Annotated in this window: 19 protein-coding genes; 11 read left to right on the top strand and 8 right to left on the bottom strand. The window is 67.1% G+C overall.

What is annotated here, in order from left to right; translation table 11 throughout:
• Positions 1-31 precede the first annotated feature (31 nt).
• From ACH34R_RS32095 to ACH34R_RS32075, 5 genes are all read left to right on the top strand, one after another.
• A complete protein-coding gene (locus ACH34R_RS32095; RefSeq protein ID WP_397565308.1) occupies positions 32-562 on the top strand; it encodes a 2Fe-2S iron-sulfur cluster-binding protein in 531 nt (176 codons plus the stop codon).
• Complete coding sequence (locus ACH34R_RS32090) at positions 559-1,533, top strand: FAD binding domain-containing protein (protein WP_397565307.1); 975 nt, start codon at positions 559-561, stop codon at positions 1,531-1,533. Before ACH34R_RS32095 ends, ACH34R_RS32090 begins: the two co-directional genes overlap by 4 nt.
• Positions 1,530-3,557, top strand: coding sequence for a xanthine dehydrogenase family protein molybdopterin-binding subunit (locus ACH34R_RS32085; protein ID WP_397565306.1), 2,028 nt, complete (start codon positions 1,530-1,532; stop codon positions 3,555-3,557). Before ACH34R_RS32090 ends, ACH34R_RS32085 begins: the two co-directional genes overlap by 4 nt.
• Positions 3,558-3,720: 163 nt before the next feature.
• A complete protein-coding gene (locus tag ACH34R_RS32080; RefSeq protein WP_397565305.1) occupies positions 3,721-3,972 on the top strand; it encodes a hypothetical protein in 252 nt (83 codons plus the stop codon).
• Positions 3,973-4,092: 120 nt separating this feature from the next.
• On the top strand, positions 4,093-4,896 hold the full coding sequence (locus ACH34R_RS32075; protein ID WP_397565304.1) for an SDR family NAD(P)-dependent oxidoreductase: 804 nt from the start codon (positions 4,093-4,095) through the stop codon (positions 4,894-4,896).
• Between the two features lie 448 nt (positions 4,897-5,344).
• Here the strand turns inward: ACH34R_RS32075 and ACH34R_RS32070 are convergent, their stop codons facing one another.
• Positions 5,345-6,193 (bottom strand): hypothetical protein, encoded by an 849-nt coding sequence (locus ACH34R_RS32070; protein ID WP_397565303.1) that lies wholly within the window; start codon positions 6,191-6,193, stop codon positions 5,345-5,347.
• Positions 6,194-6,376: 183 nt separating this feature from the next.
• On the opposite strand from ACH34R_RS32070, the gene ACH34R_RS32065 reads away from it, so the two are divergent.
• Positions 6,377-6,934, top strand: a complete 558-nt coding sequence (locus ACH34R_RS32065; protein WP_397565302.1) for an HYD1 signature containing ADP-ribosyltransferase family protein — start codon at positions 6,377-6,379, stop codon at positions 6,932-6,934.
• A complete protein-coding gene (locus tag ACH34R_RS32060) occupies positions 6,879-7,187 on the top strand; it encodes a DUF6881 domain-containing protein (protein WP_397565301.1) in 309 nt (102 codons plus the stop codon). The genes ACH34R_RS32065 and ACH34R_RS32060 overlap by 56 nt, the downstream gene beginning before the upstream one ends.
• 13 nt (positions 7,188-7,200) lie before the next feature.
• Here the strand turns inward: ACH34R_RS32060 and ACH34R_RS32055 are convergent, their stop codons facing one another.
• The 3 genes from ACH34R_RS32055 to ACH34R_RS32045 are packed head-to-tail and all read right to left on the bottom strand — an operon-like array spanning position 7,201 to position 11,271.
• A complete protein-coding gene (locus ACH34R_RS32055; RefSeq protein ID WP_397565300.1) occupies positions 7,201-8,046 on the bottom strand; it encodes a protein NO VEIN domain-containing protein in 846 nt (281 codons plus the stop codon).
• Positions 8,030-9,862, bottom strand: coding sequence for a DEAD/DEAH box helicase (locus ACH34R_RS32050; protein WP_397565299.1), 1,833 nt, complete (start codon positions 9,860-9,862; stop codon positions 8,030-8,032). The genes ACH34R_RS32055 and ACH34R_RS32050 overlap by 17 nt, the downstream gene beginning before the upstream one ends.
• Positions 9,862-11,271 carry a transcriptional regulator gene (locus tag ACH34R_RS32045; protein ID WP_397565298.1) on the bottom strand — a complete coding sequence of 470 codons (1,410 nt, stop codon included), beginning with the start codon at positions 11,269-11,271 and terminating at the stop codon, positions 9,862-9,864. The genes ACH34R_RS32050 and ACH34R_RS32045 overlap by 1 nt, the downstream gene beginning before the upstream one ends.
• A 109-nt stretch (positions 11,272-11,380) precedes the next feature.
• Here ACH34R_RS32045 and ACH34R_RS32040 point away from each other — a divergent pair, with 109 nt between their 5' ends.
• Positions 11,381-12,076 carry a hypothetical protein gene (locus tag ACH34R_RS32040; RefSeq protein WP_397565297.1) on the top strand — a complete coding sequence of 232 codons (696 nt, stop codon included), beginning with the start codon at positions 11,381-11,383 and terminating at the stop codon, positions 12,074-12,076.
• Positions 12,077-12,098: 22 nt separating this feature from the next.
• Here the strand turns inward: ACH34R_RS32040 and ACH34R_RS32035 are convergent, their stop codons facing one another.
• Positions 12,099-13,370, bottom strand: a complete 1,272-nt coding sequence (locus ACH34R_RS32035; RefSeq protein WP_397565296.1) for a DNA cytosine methyltransferase — start codon at positions 13,368-13,370, stop codon at positions 12,099-12,101.
• Between the two features lie 13 nt (positions 13,371-13,383).
• Between ACH34R_RS32035 and ACH34R_RS32030 the strand changes: the two genes are divergently transcribed.
• Positions 13,384-13,983, top strand: a complete 600-nt coding sequence (locus ACH34R_RS32030; RefSeq protein WP_397565295.1) for a very short patch repair endonuclease — start codon at positions 13,384-13,386, stop codon at positions 13,981-13,983.
• Between the two features lie 289 nt (positions 13,984-14,272).
• On the opposite strand, the gene ACH34R_RS32025 is transcribed toward ACH34R_RS32030, so the two are convergent.
• From ACH34R_RS32025 to ACH34R_RS32015, 3 genes are all read right to left on the bottom strand, one after another.
• On the bottom strand, positions 14,273-15,181 hold the full coding sequence (locus ACH34R_RS32025; protein ID WP_397565294.1) for a NaeI family type II restriction endonuclease: 909 nt from the start codon (positions 15,179-15,181) through the stop codon (positions 14,273-14,275).
• A gap of 80 nt (positions 15,182-15,261) precedes the next feature.
• On the bottom strand, positions 15,262-17,157 hold the full coding sequence (locus tag ACH34R_RS32020; RefSeq protein WP_397565293.1) for a hypothetical protein: 1,896 nt from the start codon (positions 17,155-17,157) through the stop codon (positions 15,262-15,264).
• Positions 17,158-17,245: 88 nt separating this feature from the next.
• Entirely contained in the window at positions 17,246-17,644 is a 399-nt protein-coding gene (locus tag ACH34R_RS32015; protein WP_397565292.1) for a hypothetical protein, read from the bottom strand.
• Positions 17,645-17,819: 175 nt separating this feature from the next.
• On the opposite strand from ACH34R_RS32015, the gene ACH34R_RS32010 reads away from it, so the two are divergent.
• Positions 17,820-20,099 (top strand): germacradienol/geosmin synthase, encoded by a 2,280-nt coding sequence (locus ACH34R_RS32010; RefSeq protein WP_397565291.1) that lies wholly within the window; start codon positions 17,820-17,822, stop codon positions 20,097-20,099.
• Between the two features lie 36 nt (positions 20,100-20,135).
• The gene (locus ACH34R_RS32005; protein WP_111171436.1) at positions 20,136-20,948 is read left to right on the top strand and encodes an AfsR/SARP family transcriptional regulator; all 813 of its coding nucleotides are present in this window, start codon (positions 20,136-20,138) and stop codon (positions 20,946-20,948) included.
• Positions 20,949-20,963: the final 15 nt, after the last annotated feature.

Here is a 20,963-nt window from a genome sequence, read left to right as displayed (position 1 = left end):
GATCGCCCGTCGGGCGGGCACCACCTCGGGTATGGCTTCTCTTACCGTTCGGGTCAATGATGTGGAGCATCACCTTGAGGTGGATACGCGCACTTCGCTGCTCGACCTGCTGCGCGAGCGGCTGCGGCTGACCGGCTCGAAAAAGGGCTGTGACCACGGTCAATGCGGGTCGTGCACCGTTCTGGTGGACGGCAGGCGGGTCAACTCCTGCCTGCTCCTCGCGGTGGTCTGCGACGGGTCGCAGGTGACCACGGTCGAGGGGCTGGCCGGCGGCGACGGGTTGCATCCGGTACAGGAGGCGTTCATCGAGCAGGACGCCTTCCAGTGCGGGTACTGCACGCCGGGGCAGCTCTGTTCCGTCGTGGGGATGCTGGACGAGGGCGGGCCGAGCGCGATCACCGAGGACCTGAGCACGGAGCCGGTGCTGGACGCCGCGGAGATCCGCGAGCGAATGAGCGGGAATCTTTGCAGGTGCGGGGCGTACGTCAACATCGTGGCCGCCATCGAGCAGGCCGCCGCCGGCGTCGCCGCGCCGGGCGCGCAGGTGGAGGCGGTGCGGTGAGACCGTTCGACTACGTGCGGGCCGGCGACGGGCGGCAGGCGGTCGGCCTGCACGAGCCGGGCACGATGTACCTCGCCGGCGGCACCAACCTGGTGGACCTCATGCGGCTCGGGGTGGCCGAGCCCGACCGCCTGGTGGACGTCGGCCGCCTGCCGTACGACCGGATCGAGCCGGTGCCGGGCGGCGGCGTGCGGATCGGCGCGACCGTGCGCAACAGCGACCTCGCCGCGCACCCCGACATCCGGCGGCGCTACCCCATGCTCGCGCGGGCCGTGCTCAGCGGCGCGTCCGGGCAGGTGCGGAACATGGCCACGGTCGGCGGCAACCTGCTGCAACGCACCCGCTGCGGCTACTTCCAGGACATCTCCAAGCCGTGCAACAAGCGCGCGCCCGGCACCGGATGCCCCGCCATCCCCGGCGAACACCACAATCTCGCCATCATCGGGCATTCCGACTCCTGCGTGGCCACCCACCCCTCCGACATGGCCGTGGCGCTGACCGCGCTCGACGCGCGCGTCCACGTCACCGGCCCCGGCGGCGACCGGGTCGTGCCGATGCCCGGCCTGCACCGCCTGCCCGGTACCGACCCCCAGCGGGACACCGTGCTCGAACCGGGCGAACTGATCACCACCGTCGAACTTCCCGCCCCGCCGGTGGGCCGGTCCACCTACCGCAAGGTGCGCGAGCGGGCGTCGTTCGCGTTCGCGCTGGTGTCGATCGCGGCCCTGCTCGACATCGACTCCGACGGCATCGTGCGCGAATGCCGGCTGGCGCTGGGCGGCGTGGCCCACGTACCGTGGCGGGCGGCCCGCGCCGAGGACGCGCTGATCGGCTCGGTCGCGGGCGAGGAGGCGTACGCGGCGGCGGCCGACGCCGAACTCGCGCTCGCCCGGCCGCTGCCGCGCAACGCCTACAAGGTCGCGCTGGCCCGCAATCTGATCACTTCCACCCTCCGGGAGCTGGCGCCATGAACCGCGTCGAGGGACGAGACAAGGTCACCGGCCAGGCCACGTACGCCTACGAGTACGACGTCGAAGGGGTCGCCTACGCGTTCGTCGTCCAGTCGTCCATCGCCAAGGGGCGGATCAGGTCGCTGGACGCGAGCGCCGCGCTGACCACGCCCGGCGTACTCGTCGTGCTCTCCAGCGCCGACCGGCCCGAACTGGGCGACACCAACGATCCGGAGCTGGCGGTGTTCCAGAGCCCGGAGATCGCCTATCACGGGCAGGCGGTGGCCGTCGTGGTGGCCGAGACGCTGGAGGTCGCGCGGGAGGCGGCCCGGACGGGCGTGCGGGTCGAGTACGACGAGGAGCCGCACGACGTACGGCTGCGCCCCGACCACCCCGGCCTCTACCGGCCGAAGGTCGTCAACCCCGGCTTCCCCTCGCGTACCGAGAAGGGCGACGTGGAGGCCGGGCTGGCCGACGCGGCCGTGACGGTGGACGAGGTCTACACGACCCCCGCGCTGCACAACAACGCGATGGAGCCGCACGCGACCATCGCGGTGTGGGGGCCGGACGGCGATCTGACCCTCTACGACTCGACGCAGGGGCCGACCGGCCACCGGGACATCACCGCGCGGGCCCTGGGGCTGCCGCCGGAACGGGTGCGGGTGGTGTCGCGGCACGTCGGCGGGGGGTTCGGTTCCAAGGGCACGCCACGGCCGCAGGCGGTCATCGCGGCACTGGCCGCGCGGGCGGCAGGCCGTCCGGTGAAGCTGACGCTGACCCGGCACCAGATGTACGACATGACCGGCTATCGCACCCCGACGATCCAGCGGGTCAGGCTCGGCGCGGACGCCCAGGGCCGGCTCACCGCGCTCGACCACGACGTGGCCGAGCAGAGTTCGACGCTGAAGGAGTTCGCCGAGCAGACCACGGTGGTCTCGCGGGTCATGTACGCCACGCCCGCGCTGCGCACCGACCACCACCTGGCGCGACTGGACGTGCCCACCCCCTCCTGGATGCGCGCTCCCGGCGAGACCCCGGGCATGTTCGCCCTGGAGTCGGCGATGGACGAACTCGCCATCGCCGCCGGGATGGACCCGATCGAGCTGCGGATCACCAACGAGCCGGACGCCGAACCGGGCAGCGGCCGGCCGTACAGCTCCAGGAACCTGGTGGCCTGCCTGCGCGAGGGCGCGCACCGGTTCGGCTGGGCGCGCCGCGACCCCGAGCCCGGCATCCGGCTGGAGGGGCGGTGGCTGGTCGGCACCGGGGTGGCCTCCTCGACATATCCGGCATATCGCCGTCCCACGTCGGCGTCGGTGAGCGTGCTCAACGGCGACTTCATCGTCCGGGTCGCGGCGGTGGACATCGGCACCGGCGCGCGTACCGCCCTGACCCGCATCGCCGCCGACGCCCTCGGCGCCTCGCCCGAACAGGTCCGCGTCGAGATCGGCGACAGCGACCTGCCCAAGGCCAGCCTGGCCGGCGGCTCCATGGGCACCGCCTCCTGGGGCACCGCCGTGGTCCGCGCCTGCGAGGCCCTGCTCAAGAACGGCGGCAAGGAGGCCACCGCCGACACCACCGACGAGGTCGGCGAGGCCGCCGACTTCGCCCGGCACGCCTTCGGCGCGCAGTTCGCCGAGGTCCGCGTCCACGCCGACACCGGCGAGGTACGCGTCTCCCGCCTCCTCGGCGTCTTCGCCGCGGGCCGCATCATCGCCCCGAAGCTGGCCCGCTCACAGTTCATCGGCGGCATGACGATGGGCCTCGGCATGGCCCTGATGGAACAAACCATCATGGACCCGGACTTCGGCGACTTCCTCACCGACGACCTGGCCCAGTACCACCTCCCGGCCTGCGCCGACGTACCGGCCATCGAGATCGCCTGGATCGACGAGGAGGACCCCTACCTGAACCCGATGGGCAGCAAGGGCATCGGCGAGATCGGCATCGTCGGCACCGCCGCCGCCATCGCCAACGCCGTCCACCACGCCACCGGCCACCGCATCCGCCACCTCCCCATCACCCCGGACAAACTGCTCATCTGAGGCGCTACACCTGCTCACACACCCGGCATGGATCGAGCCGGACCGACTCGGCCCGCTCATGCGCGGCCACGGCCGGAAAGTCGGTGTCGGCGATCTCCACTGCCGACGACGCCTGCGGCGTACGTCGGCGTGGCAGGGGCGTGGGCCGGTAGGCTCCGCCGACATGGGCAAACTGGTCCGCGACAAGATCCCGGACATCATCCGCCGGAGTGGAAGGACACCGGTGGTGTCCGTCCTGGACGAGACCGACTACCGCGCGGCCCTGATCGCGAAGCTGTTCGAGGAGTCCACCGAGCTGAGCGAGGCGGGCCACGACGAGGTGGCGGCGGAGATCAGCGACGTCCTGGAGGTCCTGCGCGCGCTCGCCGAGCGCGACGAACGCGGCGCCTTCGCCGAGCGCCTCTACCTGGGGTGACCCGGACCGCGCGGTGGCGAGGTGTGACCTCTAAGGAACAATTCCTGTCATCCTCACTATACGAAGTGCCCTGAATACCTATAGTGATGGGGCAATGCCGTTCGAGGTAAGGACAATGGGATGCGGCTGCCCGGAACCACCGCTTTGATCACAGGAGCCACCGGAGGTATCGGAAGGGCGATAGCACGACGCCTCGCCGGTCAGGGGGTGAAGGTCGTGCTGAGCGGCCGGCGCGCCGACCTCCTGACCCGGCTCGCCACCGAGCTCGACGCGCGGGCCATCCCCGCCGACCTCTCCAAGCCGGACGGCCCGCGCGAGCTGCTCAGCCAGGCCGGACCGGTCGACATCCTGGTCGCCAACGCCGCGGTCATGCCCGCCGCGCACGCGGCCGACCTGGCCGTCGACGACATCGACGGCTGCCTGGACGTCAACCTGCGCGCCCCGATCGTCATGGCCTGCGCCGCGGCCGAGCAGATGATGGCCGCCAAACGCGGCCACCTGGTGTTCATGAACTCCATGTGCGGCAAGACCGCACAGTGCTGCTCGTCGCTCTACAACGCCACCAAGTTCGGCCTGCGCGGCTTCACCCAGGCCCTGTCCGCCGACCTCCGCCCCCACGGCGTCGGCGTCTCGGCGATCCACCCCGGCTTCGTCCGCAACGAGGGCATGTTCGCCCGCTCCGGAGTACCGCTCCCACCGGGCGTCGGCTCCGTCACCCCAGAAGACGTCGCCCGCGCCGTCCAACGCGCCATCCGCACCAACGCCCTCGAAATCAACGTCGCCCCTGCCATGTTCCGCTTCGGCGCCACCCTCGCCGGCGTCTCCCCCCGCCTCTGGGCCCACTGGCAACGCGCCACCGGCGCCGAACGCCTCTCCCAGGCCCTAGCCGCCTCCGCCCGCAACCGCGGCTCCGCCCTCCTCTAACCCCCACAGGCTTCGTGGGTCCGGGGAATCACCCGGTACGGTACGCCGGCTTCGCCGCCATCATTACCGATCGCCACTCCCGGACTCACTCGCCGTCTATATAATGCCCCTGCGGCGTCACCTTGGCCCGCTACTACAGGCTGAAGCAGCGCTGGAACAGCAGACCGGACAACCCCATTCGAAGGTTGCGCAAGTTTCCGATTACCTTTCGCCATATCTGCGACATCTCAATACGCGCGCCAGTGGATCCTTGGCTTCGCGATCCTGATCCGCAGTCTAGGTCGCTGAGACTAACGGAGCAGCCCAACGCCGCCAGGCCACCAATGGGGGCCTGGCGGCCAACGCTGCACCCGCGTGAGCTATGAATAGCCGATAACGCACACATCCCAGACCGAGCTTTCCGTGTGGCGCCGGCGCAGGGCAGGGTAGCCATCTCAATCTGAATACGTCAGGCCACCGTCGCCTTGAGCCTCTCCGCACGCAACTGACCATCCAGGCAACCAAGGTCGGCGGCGCGCTGATAGTGGTCCACCGCCTCTTGTGCGTTTCCCTCAAAATCAGCCATCAGGCCAAGCTCGAAGGCCGCGAGCCCGTCTCCTCGCTTTGCCGCAGCACTCAAATATATGCGAGCTGTACTGTGTTCACCGGCACGCTTGTACTCGGCAGCATAGCAGCGGGCCTGCTCAAGCAGCTTTTCATGTGACGAAGGAGCTTCATAAGCGGGATTTGCCACCAAAGCCAGCGCCGACCAGTAGCGAACGTCGTCGCCATCCCCCGCGAGCTGGTGAAGTACCGCCAATTTCGCCTCAACCTCAGCCATATCATCGTCATTCACATGCTGAAGTAGCAGCGCACCATACTCACCCAGCAGGTGCACTGTGCGGGCGTGCCGAGCACTCATCTTTCCTACGCCAATTACTGTGCGAGATTTCCTGCTCTCCACAACGAGCCGCCATACCTCATCAGCGAACGCGATCGCGTCCCGCAAAGCTGTCATACGTTGCTCGTCAGACCACCTTCTCCAGGAAGGATCGTCAAGGCGCAAGAGGGTTAGCTTCAACACTACCATCTTTTCACGGCGAGGAGTCTTAACCCCGCCGCGGCGCCAGTGGCATATGGTCGACTTATCGAAGTCGTGGCCCTTGAGATCGGGCGCGAGCGGCAAGTAGTCCTCGACAGTAGCTTTAGTGCAGCTGGCGATCTTGCTGGCGAGATAGCCCGAGTCGTCGATGGCTGCGACGACATGCCGCCAAGCCGCTTCAGGGTACGGCCATGAGGCTTCGGCAGGGGCGACCATGCGGCAAACCCTCCCACATAGGGCAAATCAACAGGGATGGGAAGATCATGCCACACGCAGAGAGCGGGTGTGGCCGGATGACAGGTGCGCACCGTTGAATTTTGTTGAAGCCCGAGGGGGACCGGCGGATACACCCGCCCCTTGCTGGCCCCCACCGTTCCCGCATCGGGTCCGCCTGGCCGAGTGACCGGCACCCCGAGCTGTGCAACCTTACTCAACATTCCTCAATTGCATTTCCTGGCGCAGCGGTCACAGCCCGAGTCGATCGATGCTTTTATATACGGTGTGAATTCTGCACCGAAGCACCCGCCACAGTCCCCTCGGCCAGCCTCATGGGTCCCCGCAACGCGCAGGCATCGGATTTTCTGGCACTACACCCGCCGCGCCAATATGATGTCCATCCTCGGCAGCCTGATGCTGTACCCATCGCTGCGCGAGCACAACATGCGGGATGCCCGTTACGGCGACGGGCAGTACGTATCCGACATTGAGCCGCACACCATGCCGAGTGCGCAACTGTCCTACTGGCTTGTGGGCGGGCCTTATGCATGGTGGCGCTTCACCCACTATGTTGGGATCGACGTGGCGGGACTGGAAGTCATCCAGGGCCGGGAGCGTGTCTTCGTCATCCCGAGCCGCGAAGCGCTCGACCTTACGGGCCGGGTTGTGAGTTGGGGAGCGAACGATGATCTGGCACCTCCGGGTGGAGTGGCACCACGACTTTCCCGAGGAACCGGTTGAGCTCTACAGCGAGATCGACGATGAGGGCTACGAGCTGCGGAAGGTCCAGGTGTTCCGTGACGAGCGGCTGGAGCGGGCAGACGCCGAGACGGAGACTGCGGCAACCGGGCTGAGTGAGGTGCCGATCGGCTCGGTGGACGAGATCGACGCGCAGGACGAGTTCTCCGCATCGATGATCAGCAGGGCGGAGTTTGAGCACATGTGGAGCAGAGCCGCCGTGCCCGGAGATGGACGTGGGCCAGTGGCCCAGTAGCATCGGCGGCCGCTCACCACCCAGTGGTACCGTCGATCACCGGAGATACGGTATCGGCCAAGAGCGGTCTGAGCCTGGTAATGCCGCTGGTGATCTCACTGAGTGGAACAGTCAGACGGCATGACTCCCACCGCCCGCTGACCGCACGGTCACACGGGGTGTTCCGCTTGATCCACTCGCGAGGCACCGAACAGACCGCCTCAATCTCCATATCGCCGGACAGCCGGACAGCCACGAGCTGCCATGCGGGGTCATGAATCATGGTCTCGTACTCATGCCGGGACAGGAACATCGTAAGGCGTTGCCGGCGGAGCGTGGTCTTCGCCTCGATGTGTAGCCGGCACGATGCGCCCACCACTTCGATGTCGTACCCGTGCCCGTCAGAAGTCTGGGAGACATGCTGGACCTGTGCGTCTACTGAACCCTCCAGCAGCTTGACCAGCGCCGTTTCACCTGCTGTGCCGATCCTCTCCCGCTGTTCCAGATCGACCTTGCCCCAAAGCGCGCGGATATGCCGAAAAGCTTGTGCGCGGTCGATGCCCAGGGTTTCGGCTGCGGTAAGAGCATCCTCCGGTAGTTCGCCAGGGTCTCGCACGAGGATGTCCGCGTCCTGGAACCATGGCAAGCCTGGCAGAGCGGCTTCGAAGATCCTCTGAGGGATAGAACTGGGCTCCCCTGCACGTTCAAGCAGCCCAGTCTCCTTGAGCCAGCCGTAGGCCGCGTCGTACTGGGTGGGGGTGAGATCACTGAAATCCGGATGTGCCGAAAACAGCGCCCGGCATCGCTTGTGCCCACTGGCCGGGAGTCTTTCCAGCCAGCGGACAGCGGCGCGGAGTATGGAGTCAGGCGGCAGCGGCACGGAGGTGACCCATCAACGCCTGCAGGTCACGATGGTCGAGTCCGGCACCGATGGCCGGCTCCTCGTAGAGGTCTCCGAGCTCGCGTACGGCTGGATCGTCCAGGATGCTGCCCATGAAGACGAGTTTTTCCGCCAGGCGCTGCTCGACGATTTCGTCGATTGTTCCCTCGGAGGCGAGGACCGTGATCCGGGTCTGCGTATCGGGTGCCAGCCCCAGCCGGTGGATGCGGTCAAGGCTCTGCAAGAAGCGGCCGGCTGCGAAGTCACGATCGACGTACACAGCGTCATGGCACTCGTGATGGAGGCTGATGCCCTCGCCGAGAGTGGCGGGATTGGAGAGCAGGACCATACACGAGGGGTCTTTCCTGAACCGCGTTATCTCGGCCTCCCGGTCCTCCGTCCCCCCGTGCACCATGGCCGGCTGGAACGCGGCCAGTATCCGCTGCAAGGTGTTCAGACTCCGGATGAATGTCGACCAGACCAGCGTCTTGCGCCCCTTCGCGGCATTCTCAGCGACAATCGCGAGCACCTCCTGGTACTTGGGCGACATCTCGTAGCTCGGCAGATCGCGCATCAGCGCCGACAAGGTCGAGCCCTCAGGAATCGCCAGGGGCGGTACACGGTAGGCGAGCGGCTCATAACGAGTGGTGCCGACCGCGAGGAGGGCCGGGCTGGTCGCGGCCATGAGCATGTAGACGACTATTCTGCCGAGCGCGAGGAAGTCGCCTTCCGAGCCTGCGGCTCGCGCGGAGAACCGGCCCAGAAGCGCGTCGTAGATCTCTTTGTGCAGCAGTGGCATGGCCACCGTGCGCAGAGTCGTTGTCACCGGGGGAAGGCCGAGCTCACCCTTTGTCGTCCGGGTGAACAAGGGGCGCAGCACTCTGCTCGCCACCGCGAGATCTCCTCCAGCGACCGCCTGAATGACCTTCTGACGCCCGTGGCCCGGCCATACGAATCCAAAGAGGTTCTCCAGGTCCCTGGGGCCGTTGGGAGCCGGCGTGCCGGTGAGGATGAGACGGTGTTTGGCCCTCGGCCCGAGTGCCAGGCATGCTCCGCCATATGTCCCATCGGCTCCAAGCTTCATCCGGTGCGCCTCATCAAGCAGCAGCATCGATGGCCGTGCCGACAGCCATTGGCCGAGGTCGTTCGCCACGCCGTCGAAGCGCAGGCGCTCGTAGTTGACGAGCAGCGCCTCGGCGGACGGGTCGTTCTCCCTTCCGTAGACCTCCATACGCAGTGGCTCCGTAAGGCATTCCTGGTTCTCGAAAAGCCACGACTCGTAGGAGGACTTCGGGCCGACGATCAGCAGGCGGTCGGCCCCCTTGTTACGAAGGGCATTGAACACCGCCAGTGCGACGCGGGTCTTGCCGGCTCCGGGAACCGAGAAGTTGGCTCCATGTCTGAGCGACAGCAACCGCGCGATGTCCCGGAGCTGGAAGCTGGTCAGATCGCCTTTCCACGAAGCCCCCAGGAACTGCTGGACATCCTCAACCGCGACCTCGGACGGCGGCTTCCCACTTTCGATTCTTTCGCCCATTGCCTGAGCATCGGCCGCGGAGTCGGCCGCCAGCGCCGCAAGTTGGGGGTCCCAGACAACCGTTGCCGGCTCGGGCCAAGAGGCGAGGGCGACGAGATTCACCAGAAGATCATCGACGTCTACCTCAAGGATGCCGGACCTGCGCTGAATGCCAGTGCGGAACTTGAGCGCCAGTTTCCTGAGATCGTCTTCGCGATCACTGCGCGCGTGCAGGCGTGCTCTGGCGACACCATCGCCGAAACCAATCTCCAGGCTGTTCTTCTGTGCGGTTTCCGGCATCAGTCTTCCCGCGTCGCTGCCAGCAGCCACTCGACGCCATCGCCCGGCGAGCTGAACGTACGGCCCGCCTGCTTGGCCAGCCGGGCCAGGCTGTCACGCAGTTCCAGCAGCGCATCGTCGAAGGCGTCATCGTCCAGCGCGCGCTTGGCCTTCGCCTCAGCGAACTCCGCGGCACACTGCCTCACGTAGTCAGCGGCATCGGTCAGCCGGTCCTGGACGGCGACCTTGCGCTTCTCGAACTGGGCGTTCTGGCCGGCCAGCTTCACCGCGACGTCGAACGTCTCGCGCGCCGACTTGATCAGTCGGCTGGCTTCCGCGGCCTCCGCCGACTTCCCCTCGCCGCCCGCTACTCTCGCCGCTTCCGCCTTCAGCAGCTGATCGGTGAGCGCGCGGGCTGTCTTGACGGCGGTTGTGCCATCCTGGACCGCGACACCGGGCAGCCCCGGAATCGGGACCGTGCCGGATTCCTGTACGGCCGGGCGAAGGTCGGCGGGCAGGCGTTCGTCGAGATACCGGCTGTGGAAGTCTTCCTCCGCATATCGGAGTGAAGTTTTCGGATAGTTGAGCACGACCATCGCGAGCCTCGCCTCTTTGAGCAGCTCGGCGGCGTCGGGGTCGACTGCGGCCTTCTTCGCGAAGTCACGCTGCAACTCTCTGAGTTTTTCCTGGTGCTCCTCGAAGTCGATCAGCCTGAGCCGGGCACCACCGGCCGCGCTGCTGCGCTCAATGGCTTCGTTGATCATCTGGTAGACCCAGCGGTCGCCCCTCAGGGTTTTCACCTTGATGTTGAAGTCGCGGGCCACATCCTCCTCTCGCCGGCCGCTGGCAAGTTCCTCCTCGATCGCGATGAGGCGATTGATGTAGGAGTAGTCCCTTCGCTTGTCCCTGCGGAGCTGCAGGGCGAGCTCGACGCTGTTGATGTCCCGGCGCGAGGTGTCGGCGGGCAGTACGCCAACGCGGATGTCCTTGACTCCGAGATCCCGCAGGGCTGCGCAGCGGGTGTTCCCGTCCACGATGATTCCGTCCGGGCTGATGATCCCTGGCTCTCTCTGCCCGAAGTCCTCCAGCTCGTCCATCAGAGCCGTGTAGTCGGGGTCCGTCTGGTTCGGGTCGGACGCCTTCTGCCGGAGGAGGTCGTGGAGGTACGCCTGCGCCGCCTCGCTCCAGGGCTCTTCCTCCAGGATCTGGTTGCGCTTGGGATCCAGGGATCTCTGCGCCCGGATTCGATGTGTGTCGGCGTTGAAGTAGAGCACGTCAACGGGCATCGAGATCACGTAGAGGTGCCGCTGCTCACCACGCCAATCAACCGTAATCTTGGCGGAGTCCTCGGACATGGCCTGCTTCAGGCGTTCCTCCACCAAGCTGCGGATCTTCTCGCCCTCGGGAGGGACACCGAATCTCACAGCCATGCCGTCGCCTCCAAGTGATCCAGGTGATACAGAACTCCAGGCATCATGATAGAGAGCGCAGGCAAGCGCCCACGATGATCCTCATGTTGCATCTGGAGAAAAGGAAGCAATGGATATGCCCCCCCGCGCCTGGAACGACCCGGAACACAAGGCCGGTGCCATGGTCAAGGCCGCGCTCTGGCTCATCCAGGTGGTCGGCGAGGGTAATACCTTCACCAAAGGCCAGCTCCGCGCGGCGTTCCCGGGCATCTCGCAGGTAGACCGGCGGGTACGCGACCTTCGTGACTACGGCTGGGTCATCCTGACCAACACTGAGGACGCGACACTAACCGCGGAGGACCAGCGCTTCGTCAAGGCCGGCGTACCGGTGTGGGATCCCGCGGCGCGGCGCGCCGCTGCGCCCAGCAAGACGATCTCGGCCAAGGAGAAGCAGGCCATCCTGCAACGCGACGACTACATGTGCACCCTCTGCGGGATCTCCGGCGGCGAGCCGTACCTTGACGACTCCAATCAGACAGCCGTCCTCTCGGTCACGCGAGTCGCTACCGTCCTTCCGGACGGCAGTGACGACATGCTGCTCGCCACGCAGTGTAAGCGCTGTCGCGCCGGCGACCTCGGCGTGCCCGCCCGGGCTGATGAAGTACTCGCCGACATCAGGACGCTCGAAGTCCATGACCAGCGCCGTCTCAGGCGCTGGATCGAACGGGGCCGCCGTGGCTCGACTCCTCTCGAGCGGGCATGGACCAGCTATCGGCGCCTGCCAGAAGAGGCTCGGAAGAAAGTCCTTGACGCACTGGAAGACTGATCCTGCGGGGTGCCCGCGGCTGCTAGCTGATGCGACTCCGGGATTTCTCGAACAATGAGTGCCTGACGTGGTCGTCTTGTCCCAGGAAAGCCTTGAAGTCACCGATTTTGTAAGCCACTGGAGTCTTGTAGTTGATATCAATATGAAAATCACGGCTCAGCAGGCTTATCGTGTGCTCAAGCTCATGCGGCTCCAGCTCCTTGCCGATGGCCCGGGCGATCTGTGCTGCGGTCATGAAGTCACCGCGGTCGCGAAGTACCCGATACACAGGGTCGTGCTCGCGATCCCGCTCCACTTCTCGCCGCGGAGCCGTGCGGTTCAGCGCGGCGGCGATCGCCACACCAAGCGCCTTGGCGACTGGCGGCGGAAAAGCATTGCCGATCTGCCGATAGGTCGATGTCTTCTTGCCGGTGAACGTCCAGTCGAACTCATCCCCGTCCCAGCCCTGTATTCGCGCAACCATCTCGCAGGTGAGCTTGGGGCCTACAGGGAAGGTGTCATCAGGTGCCGGCGGCTCGTTCGCGACGCCTAGCGCGTCCACTCCCAGTGCGGCCCATGCGCGCTTGGCACGCGTCGGGCCGAGGTCCGCCCCGCCGTGCTTCTTGGAACCGCCCACGATTGTTGGAGCTATGCCGCTCGCCACTTTGGCCCAGGCGTCAGCTTCTTTCCAGCCTCTAGCGGAGATCAGTGGCAACAGGACCTCGCCGACTGTGGGCGGCTCTCCGGCTGGTTCAGGCCAGTGAAAGTGCGCGAAGTACTCGCGCAGCATAGCAACCAGAACAAACCGCGGCCGAAGCTGCGGCACCCCGAAGTCCGCGGCCTGCAAAAGACGCCACTCCGCCGCATATCCAAACTCCTGGAGGCGGTCCAGAACATGCTGCCGATATCCGGCGAATCGTGGCATACTCAGCCCACGTACGTTCTCCAGGAGGACCGCGCGAGGTTTGAGAACGTTTACCTGCTCTACTGCCCATGCGAACAGATCGCGTTCGTCGCTTGCGCCCAGTTGCTTTCCGGCTATGGAGAACGGCGGGCAGGGAACCCCTCCCGCCAGCAGATCAATCGGACGTTGCCCGGGCTCCCTGGGGGCGTAGTCGGCCGGCTTCCAGACAGACGAGTCTGCGACATCCCCGTGCAGGACCTTCCACCGCGGCCTGTTGTGCCTCAGTGTGTTGACGGCGTTTACGTCCAGCTCGATAGCGAGCTCGTGTTCGAATCCTGCCTTCTCGAGCCCCAGCGACTGGCCACCGGCGCCGGCGCAGATCTCGATGACGCGGAGTGGTTGATCGGTCACAGGAACCTCTTTCGTGGTCTGGTTGCCGCGCGGGCCGCTGGGCAGTTGTATCTTCTCGGAGAAGACAGTGAGCCGTGAGCCTATCGGGACACCAGATTTGTCTGACCACAGACGACTTCAAGCCAGGAAGCAGGCCCATGAGCAGGGGCTCTACCCCGCACCGCTCAACGAAGGCCGATCGAGGAACATGCAGGCCAATCGCCGGGCCAACACCAAACCGGAGGTGGTGCTGCGGAGCGCGCTCCATCGGCTGGGCTACCGGTACCGGAAGGACCTGCGGATCGATCTCGAAAAGGTGAAGGTCCGGCCGGATATCGTGTTCACCGCCCGGAAGGTCGCAGTCTTTGTCGACGGATGCTTCTGGCATGTATGCCCAGATCATGGTCGTCAGCCCACAACCAATGAGTGGTACTGGACGCCGAAACTGCGCCGGAACATGGAACGCGATCAGATCGTCAACGCTGCCCTGGAGGCGGCTGGCTGGAAGGTGGTTCGCCTCTGGGAGCACGAGCCGCTGACGACGGCCGTCGAGACCGTGATCACGGCACTGCACCCTGACCCCGAACATGTGAGCGAGGTTAGCGATAGTCGCCGCCAAAATCACCCTGGTTGAGGGATAGCCTCGCCCAACGCGGCGGCAAAGCGTCCCAGCGCCTCACCCAAACGCCGCAATTGCTGTCGAACGCCTTACGCAGCACGCCACCGGCCGAGTGATCAACTGCCGCTCGCCCGTCACCCTGAGTAAGCACCGGCAACCTGCTCGCCGCACAGCGATACGCTGCAGCCCTCGTCTCCCCAACGACCACGCCGATGAATGCTTCCATCATCGGCAAGGTTACAGAAGATGTCGATTTGACTGGTAATGGCACCGCTTGACGGCTTACGGCCAAGTTGGCCAGCGATCAGATCCGGGGCAGAAGCGGGGCGCGCTCCCGAGGATCGCTGGAGCCAGCGACCACCCAACGCTCACCGTCAATCGCGACACAAGCTGCGCCTTCATGATGCGGTCGCCGACGGGCGAGCCGGACACTCATCGACTCGCCCGGGCCGATCGGCGGCAGGCCGAGAGCGAGAGCGATCTCGGAGTGCCTCTGGTACTGGCCGAAGATGACAATCCCCTCGTCTCGCAGTGTCGTACGAGCCCCGCCGTTGCCGCGGACGCGCTTCATATAGTCCTCCTGCATCGCCACGGTGGCCACCACGTTCCGGCTGACAGGCCGCCTCTGCACCCGGCGGAAGAGCTCATTCACCCGCTTCTGCCCTGTCGCCGATCTGAAGATGGCATCGATATCCGCTGAGGACAGCCGGAGGAGGATGTTGTCCTGCAGAGGAGCGTCCTTGAACAGCCATCTGATAGCTGAGCGGCCACGTTGGTTCAAGGTCCGTTTGGCATCCCTATTCTTGCCAGAATTGAGGTTCTCCACGGTGGCCCGGACAAGACCGGCACTCCACTGGCCTGCGAAGTCGCTAGCCCACAACCCCAGGACCAGCCCGCCCACAGCCTCCGGCGGGATCATCCACTCGGCCAGCTTCTGGGAGAACTTGCAGTCGACCTCTGCGTTCGCTATGGAGTAGTCCAGTGTCTCGCCATCGGCGAAATCGAACTCACGCTGCAGGTTGATCTCAACCAGGGTTCCACAGTGCGTCTTTTCTGTCTTGTGCAGCTGTTCCCAGCGAAATCGCCCGGTATGCTGCCCGTCCAGCAGCATGTCGAAGGTGCGCCTGATCGCCCTTCCAATCCTGCTTCCGTCACTGTCAAGTGCCAGCAGATGGGCTGCGACCGCTTCGAGCTCGGTGTCCGTGTAGCACAAGTAGCGACCCTCCAGACTCTCGGAGATAGTGAGTGTTCAAAGCCTGAAATATCCCGTTTCCGGATCTTTGAGAGTACCGATCACGAGTCCCCGGGCAAGAAACCGGTTGAAGGGTGCAGGAGCGGGTCGGCGATCAGGGTGCGGAATTCTGTGAGGGCTGTTTGGGCTGGGTGGGGGGAGGCGGCTACTGCCTCTACCAGTTCGCGGGCGGCGGGATTGGGGAGGGTGGTGAGTTGGTCGTGGACGGCCTCGGGGCCGCCCATTTCCAGCAGGGCGAACATCGCCTCGGCGAGCATGGCCAGTTGGTCGTCGGCGGTGAGGTCGTCGTGGGACAGGCGGCCTTCCTCGACGAGGGCGGTCATGGCGATGGGGCCGATGACGGGGTCGTGGCGCAGCCGGGTCAGGAGGGTGGGGCCGTCCGGGTGGGCTCCGGCCAGTACGGCGAGCATCGCTGAAGCGCGAGTGCGGTACGGGCAGTCGCGTACGGCTTGCAGCAGAGGCTCGGTGTCGCCGTCGTGCGCCGCCAGCCAGCCGGCCAGTTCGACGGCGGCCTCCTCCTCCGGGTAGTGCTGGGCGAGTACGCCGAGCAGGCCGGCGGGGGGCGCGTCGGCGAGTTCGCCCAGCAGTGGGACGTCGCGGCCGTCGGCCAGCATCCGGTCGCGGGTCGCGCTCGTGCCGAGCGGTGTCAGGCGGACCAGGGGGCCGGGCTCGGCCAGCCTGACGAGCAGGCGTTCGCACACTTCGGGAGGCAGCGGCGGCGGCAGGTCGTCCTCGGCGTCGGAGGGGCGCAGGTCGCTGGAGTACAGCTCGTCGGCAACGCCGTGGCTCAGCTCGACCGCGCCCAGCTCGGCCAGCGCCGCGAAGGCGGCATCGAGGTCGGCGTCGACCCCAGCGCGCCAGCGCTCGTCCTCCTCGACCAGGTACTTCTCCTGGCAGGCCAGCCACACCGTCTCCTGGAGGCGGGCCACTGGGAGGGGGGACGGCATGCCGTACAGGCTGTTGAGGACGTCGGGAATGATCTCGTCGAACCACTCGGACATGATCGAGCCGCCCGAGCCGATCTCCGCCCCGAGCTCGAAGAACCGCTCGAAGGCCCGCCGCCACAGCGCCTCCGGGTCGCGGACCAGGGGCGCGGCCTTGGCGGTGCGCCGCAGGCGGCCCTTGACCACGCGGACCAGGCCGGCCTTCCGCGCCCAGGCCAGCAGCGGCTCCGGCGACTCGACGCCGAGCAGCCCGGCCAGCGCGCGGGCGTCGGCCGCGCGCAGCCTGCCTTTGGAGGTGAGCTGCCGGTCATCGGCCCATTCGTACAGCAGCTTCAGCCGGCGGACGGTCTCGCTGCGCGCCGCGGCCTCGGCCGCCTCGGCGGGGAGCGGGAGCGTCACCGGCGGCTGCGCGAACGCCCGCTCCTCCTCCTGGTCCGGCTGCGTGAACTGGGCCAGGGCCAGTTCGTCCAGCAGGTCGTGGTCGTAGGGCACGCGCCCGGCGTCGATGTCCTCCTGGAAGCGGTCCAGGGCGTGCTCGTCGTGGAGGTCGACGCCGCGGTCCAGCGCCAGCAGGGTCCAGAACTTCGCGAGCGACTGCCGCCGCGGATCGGCGATGATGTCCGGATAGTCGGCGGCGACCTCGGAGACCTCGGTCGCGAGCGCCTCCGGGCCGAGGCCACGGGGGTCGAGCAGCCCGGTCGCCGCCAGGTGCCGCAGCAGGGTCAGCAGGGACTCGGGGGCGCGCTCCAGTACGTCCTGGTCGGCGACGACATAACGCGGTACGTACTCGCCGAGGAACCGGCGGACCTGGTCGCGCCCCCAGTACGCGAGCCGGCCGTCCACGCTCATATGCCGCGATTCGAGCGCAGCGGCGAGCACCACCTCGTCGGCCCGCGAGCCGCGCTCGGCCGCCCAGGCGGCGCACCTGCGGACGATGAGGTCTTTGGCCGCCTCGAACTCCTCGTCCTCATCGGGCTCGAAATAAGTCCTCACGTCTCACTCCGTCGATACCGCCTCGGGACCACGCGTCACCCAAGTGTGGCAGCAATCACTACCCCAGCGATCACTACCCGAGCGATCACTACCCGGCGAGCGTCCATGTGCCGTCGAGCCGGAAGGGATAAAGGGCCACCGGGAACTCCACGTCCCACTCGGCGGTGAGCGAGCCGCCCAGCAGCAACTGGAGGCGGCGGGAGCGGGCGGCCCAGTTGTCGGCCGTGGCGGCGTGGGTCCGGAGTACGGCGTCGGTCTCGTGCGCGGGCAGCTCGTCCATCGACGCGGGGCCCTTGATGATCGTCACGACCAGGTGGTCGAGCCAGAGCCGGGTGGCCTGGATCTTGTCGATGTCGTAGCTGATGAACTTGTACCAGCCGACCCGCACGCCGCCGGACCGGAACTCGAAATCGGCCCGCACCCGGGGGTCTCGATCCACGCCGACGTCGGGCAGGATGAACGCGGCCGGGCTCAGCCCGTTTGGCATCGTGATCCCCTCTTGACGGCCTGCAACCCTGATCGTCAGTCTTGTCAGGCGGCCGTCCCATGCACATGAGTAGCCCCATACTCATCCGAAGATCTACAGGGTTTTATCGTCTTGCGGGACGCCACGCAAAGTGCCAGGCTCATTACCGTACGTTGGCCACCATGAGAGGCAGCCCATGCACGCCTTCACGTTGCCCGGCTTTTATGTGCCGCACCCGGCGCGGCTCAACCCCCACGTGGAACGCACCCGCGTGCACAGCACGGCGTGGGCCAGGGAGATGGGCATGCTCGACTCGCCCAAACCCGGCGGCGGGGTCATCTGGGACGAGCCCGAGCTCGACCGGATGGACTACCCGTTGATGTGCGCCTATACCCACCCCGATTGCGACGGCCCGGCGCTCGACCTGATCACCGACTGGTACATCTGGGTCTTCTTCTTCGACGACCATTTCCTGGCCCATTACAAGCACACCGGCGACACCGAGGGCGCGCAGGCGTACCTCGACCGCCTGGAGCGCTTCATGACGATGGACGGCGAGACCCCGCCGGAGCCGACCAACCCGTGCGAGGCAGGGCTCGCCGATCTGTGGGCGCGCACGGTGCCGGCGATGTCGGACGGCTGGCGGCGGCGGTTCATCACCAGCACGCACAACCTGATGGTCGAGTCGATGTGGGAGCTCGACAACATCAACAGGGGGCGGATCGCCAACCCGATCGAGTACGTCCAGATGCGCCGCCGGGTGGGCGGCGCGCCGTGGTCGGCCAACCTGGTGGAGTACGCGGTGCGCGCGGAGGTGCCCGACCGGCTGGCCGCGACGCGGCCGATGGAGGTCCTGGCCGACACCTTCGCCGACGCCGTCCACCTGCGCAACGACCTGTTCTCCTACGAGCGCGAGGTCCGCGAGGAGGGCGAGAACGCCAACGCGGTGCTGGTCTTCGAGCGGTTCTTCGGCTGCTCCACGCAGGAGGCCGCCGAGCTGGTCAACGACCTGCTGACCTCCCGGCTCCAGCAGTTCGAGAACACCGCGCTGACGCACGTCCCGGCGCTGCTCGCCGACCGGGCCTGCCCGGCGCACGAGCAGGTCGCGGTGGCCGCCTACGCCAAGGGCCTCCAGGACTGGCAGTCCGGCGGGCACGAGTGGCACGCCAGGTCCAGCCGCTACATGAACGACGAGCTGGCGACCGGCGACGAGCCCGCGGTGGGCGCGCCGTCGTTCGGCTTCCCGGCACTCGGCTCCTCCGCGGCCACCTGGCTGCTGCCCACGCCCGACCGGCCGGGGCTGCGCCAGCGGGTGCGGCAGCACTCGTTCACACCGTTCCGGCCGGTCGGCCACCTGCCGCTGCCCGACCTCTACATGCCGTTCCCGGTGCGCACCAGCCCGCACCTCCCGGCCGCGCGCGAGCACGCCGTGGCCTGGGCCCGCCGGATGGGGATGTTCGAGTCGCTGCCGGGGGTCGAGCGCGGCGCGCTGTGGACCGAGCGGGAGTTCGTCGGGTACGACTTCCCGTACTGCGCGGCCAACATCCACGCCGACGCCGACGCCGAGCAACTGTTCATCTCCTCGGAGTGGCTGTCGTGGGGCACCTACGCCGACGACTACTACCCGCTGGTCTTCGGCGCCCGCCGCGACCTGGCCACGGCCCGGCTCACCAACGAGCGGCTGCTCGCGCTCATGCCGCTCGACCTCGACGCCCCGGTGACGGTCCCCGCCGAACACCCGCTGGAGCGCGGGCTGGACGACCTGTGGCGGCGTACGGCGGGGCGCCTGAGCGACGAGGCGCGCGCCCGGTTCCGCAAGACCATCGAGGTGATGCTGGAAAGCTGGCTGTGGGAGCTGGCCAACCAGGCCCAGAACCGCATCCCCGACCCGATCGACTACGTCGAGATGCGCCGCAGGACCTTCGGCTCCGAGCTGACCATCGCCCTGGCCCGGCTGCCGCACGCCCACCTGGTGCCCGAGGAGCTGTACCGGCATCGGGTGCTGCGCGAGATGGAGACCGCCGCGAGCGACTACGCGTGCTTCATCAACGACTTGTTCTCCTACCAGAAGGAGGTCGAGTTCGAGGGTGAGCTGCACAACATCGTGGTGGTCGTCGAGCACTTCCTCGACGTCGACCGGCTGAAGGCGCGCGACGTCGTGGCGGGCCTGATGGAGGCGCGGATGCGGCAGTTCGAGCACATCGCGTCGGTGGACCTGCCGGCCATGTTCGAGACGCTGAAGCTGGACGACGAGGTGCGCGCGGCGCTGCTGCGCGAGACCGACGCGCTGAAGGAGTGGATGTCCGGCATCCTCGCCTGGCACCAGGAATGCGAGCGCTACGCCGAGCCGGAGCTGCTGAGCAGGTACCGGCCCGCCGGCCCGCACGCGGAGTTCGCGCTGCTGCCCTCCGGGCTCGGCACATCCGCGCTGCGAGTCGCGAGCCGCCCCTGGCCAAAGGATGTTGACCTTAGGTAATCTCTTGACTACACAGAGAAGCCCGGGGGGTCACGCATGCGGCATGCCTCACTACAGTTCGCGATCCTGGGACCACTCGATGTCCGGCGCGGCGGCCAGACGATCGTCGTCAACGCCGCCAAACAGCGGGTCATCCTGGCCGCGCTTCTCCTGTCCGCCAACCGGGTGGTCATGGCGGACGACCTGATGGAGCGGCTGTGGCACGACCGCTTCCCGCGCGACGCGCGGGCGTCGCTGCAGACGCACCTGGCCCGGCTGCGCCGGGTGCTCGGCGACGGCCACGGGTCGTGTCAGTCCATCCATACGAGTCCGGGCGGCTACTTCATCGAGGTGGCCGCCGACGATCTCGACCTGCTGCGGTACCGCGACCTCCTCGACCAGGCGTCCCGCGCCGAGACCGTGGGCGACCTGGCCGGGGAGGCCCGGCTGCTGCGCGAGGCGCTGGGGCTGTGGCGGGGCCCGGCGCTGGCCGACATCGCCTCCGACTCGCTGGTCCGCGACGAGGTGCCGCAGCTCACCGAGGAGTGGTTCCGGGCGCTGCACCGGCGGTTCGACGTGGAGCTGACGCTGGGCAACCACGCCGAGATCGTGGCGACCCTGCGCCGGCTGGTGCTCAAGCATCCGCTCCGCGAGCGGTTGTGCGGGCAGCTCATGATCGCGTTGTTCCGGTGCGGGCAGCAGGTGGAGGCGCTGAAGGTCTATGACTCGGTGTCGGCGGTGCTGCGTCAGGAGTACGGCCTGGACGTGGGGGATGAGCTGCACGACCTGCACCAGGCCGTGCTGACCCGTGACCCGGTGCTGGCCACAGAGCGCGGCTGGCACCGAAGCCTGGCCCGCCGCGCCCTGTGAACCGCTGCCGCGCAT

The sequence above is a fragment of the Spongiactinospora sp. 9N601 genome (genome assembly GCF_044326295.1).
Taxonomy (GTDB): Bacteria; Actinomycetota; Actinomycetes; order Streptosporangiales; family Streptosporangiaceae; genus Spongiactinospora; species Spongiactinospora gelatinilytica.
The sequence above is the reverse complement of the archived record's forward strand: the minus strand, read 5'-3'. Positions and strand labels throughout refer to the sequence as shown.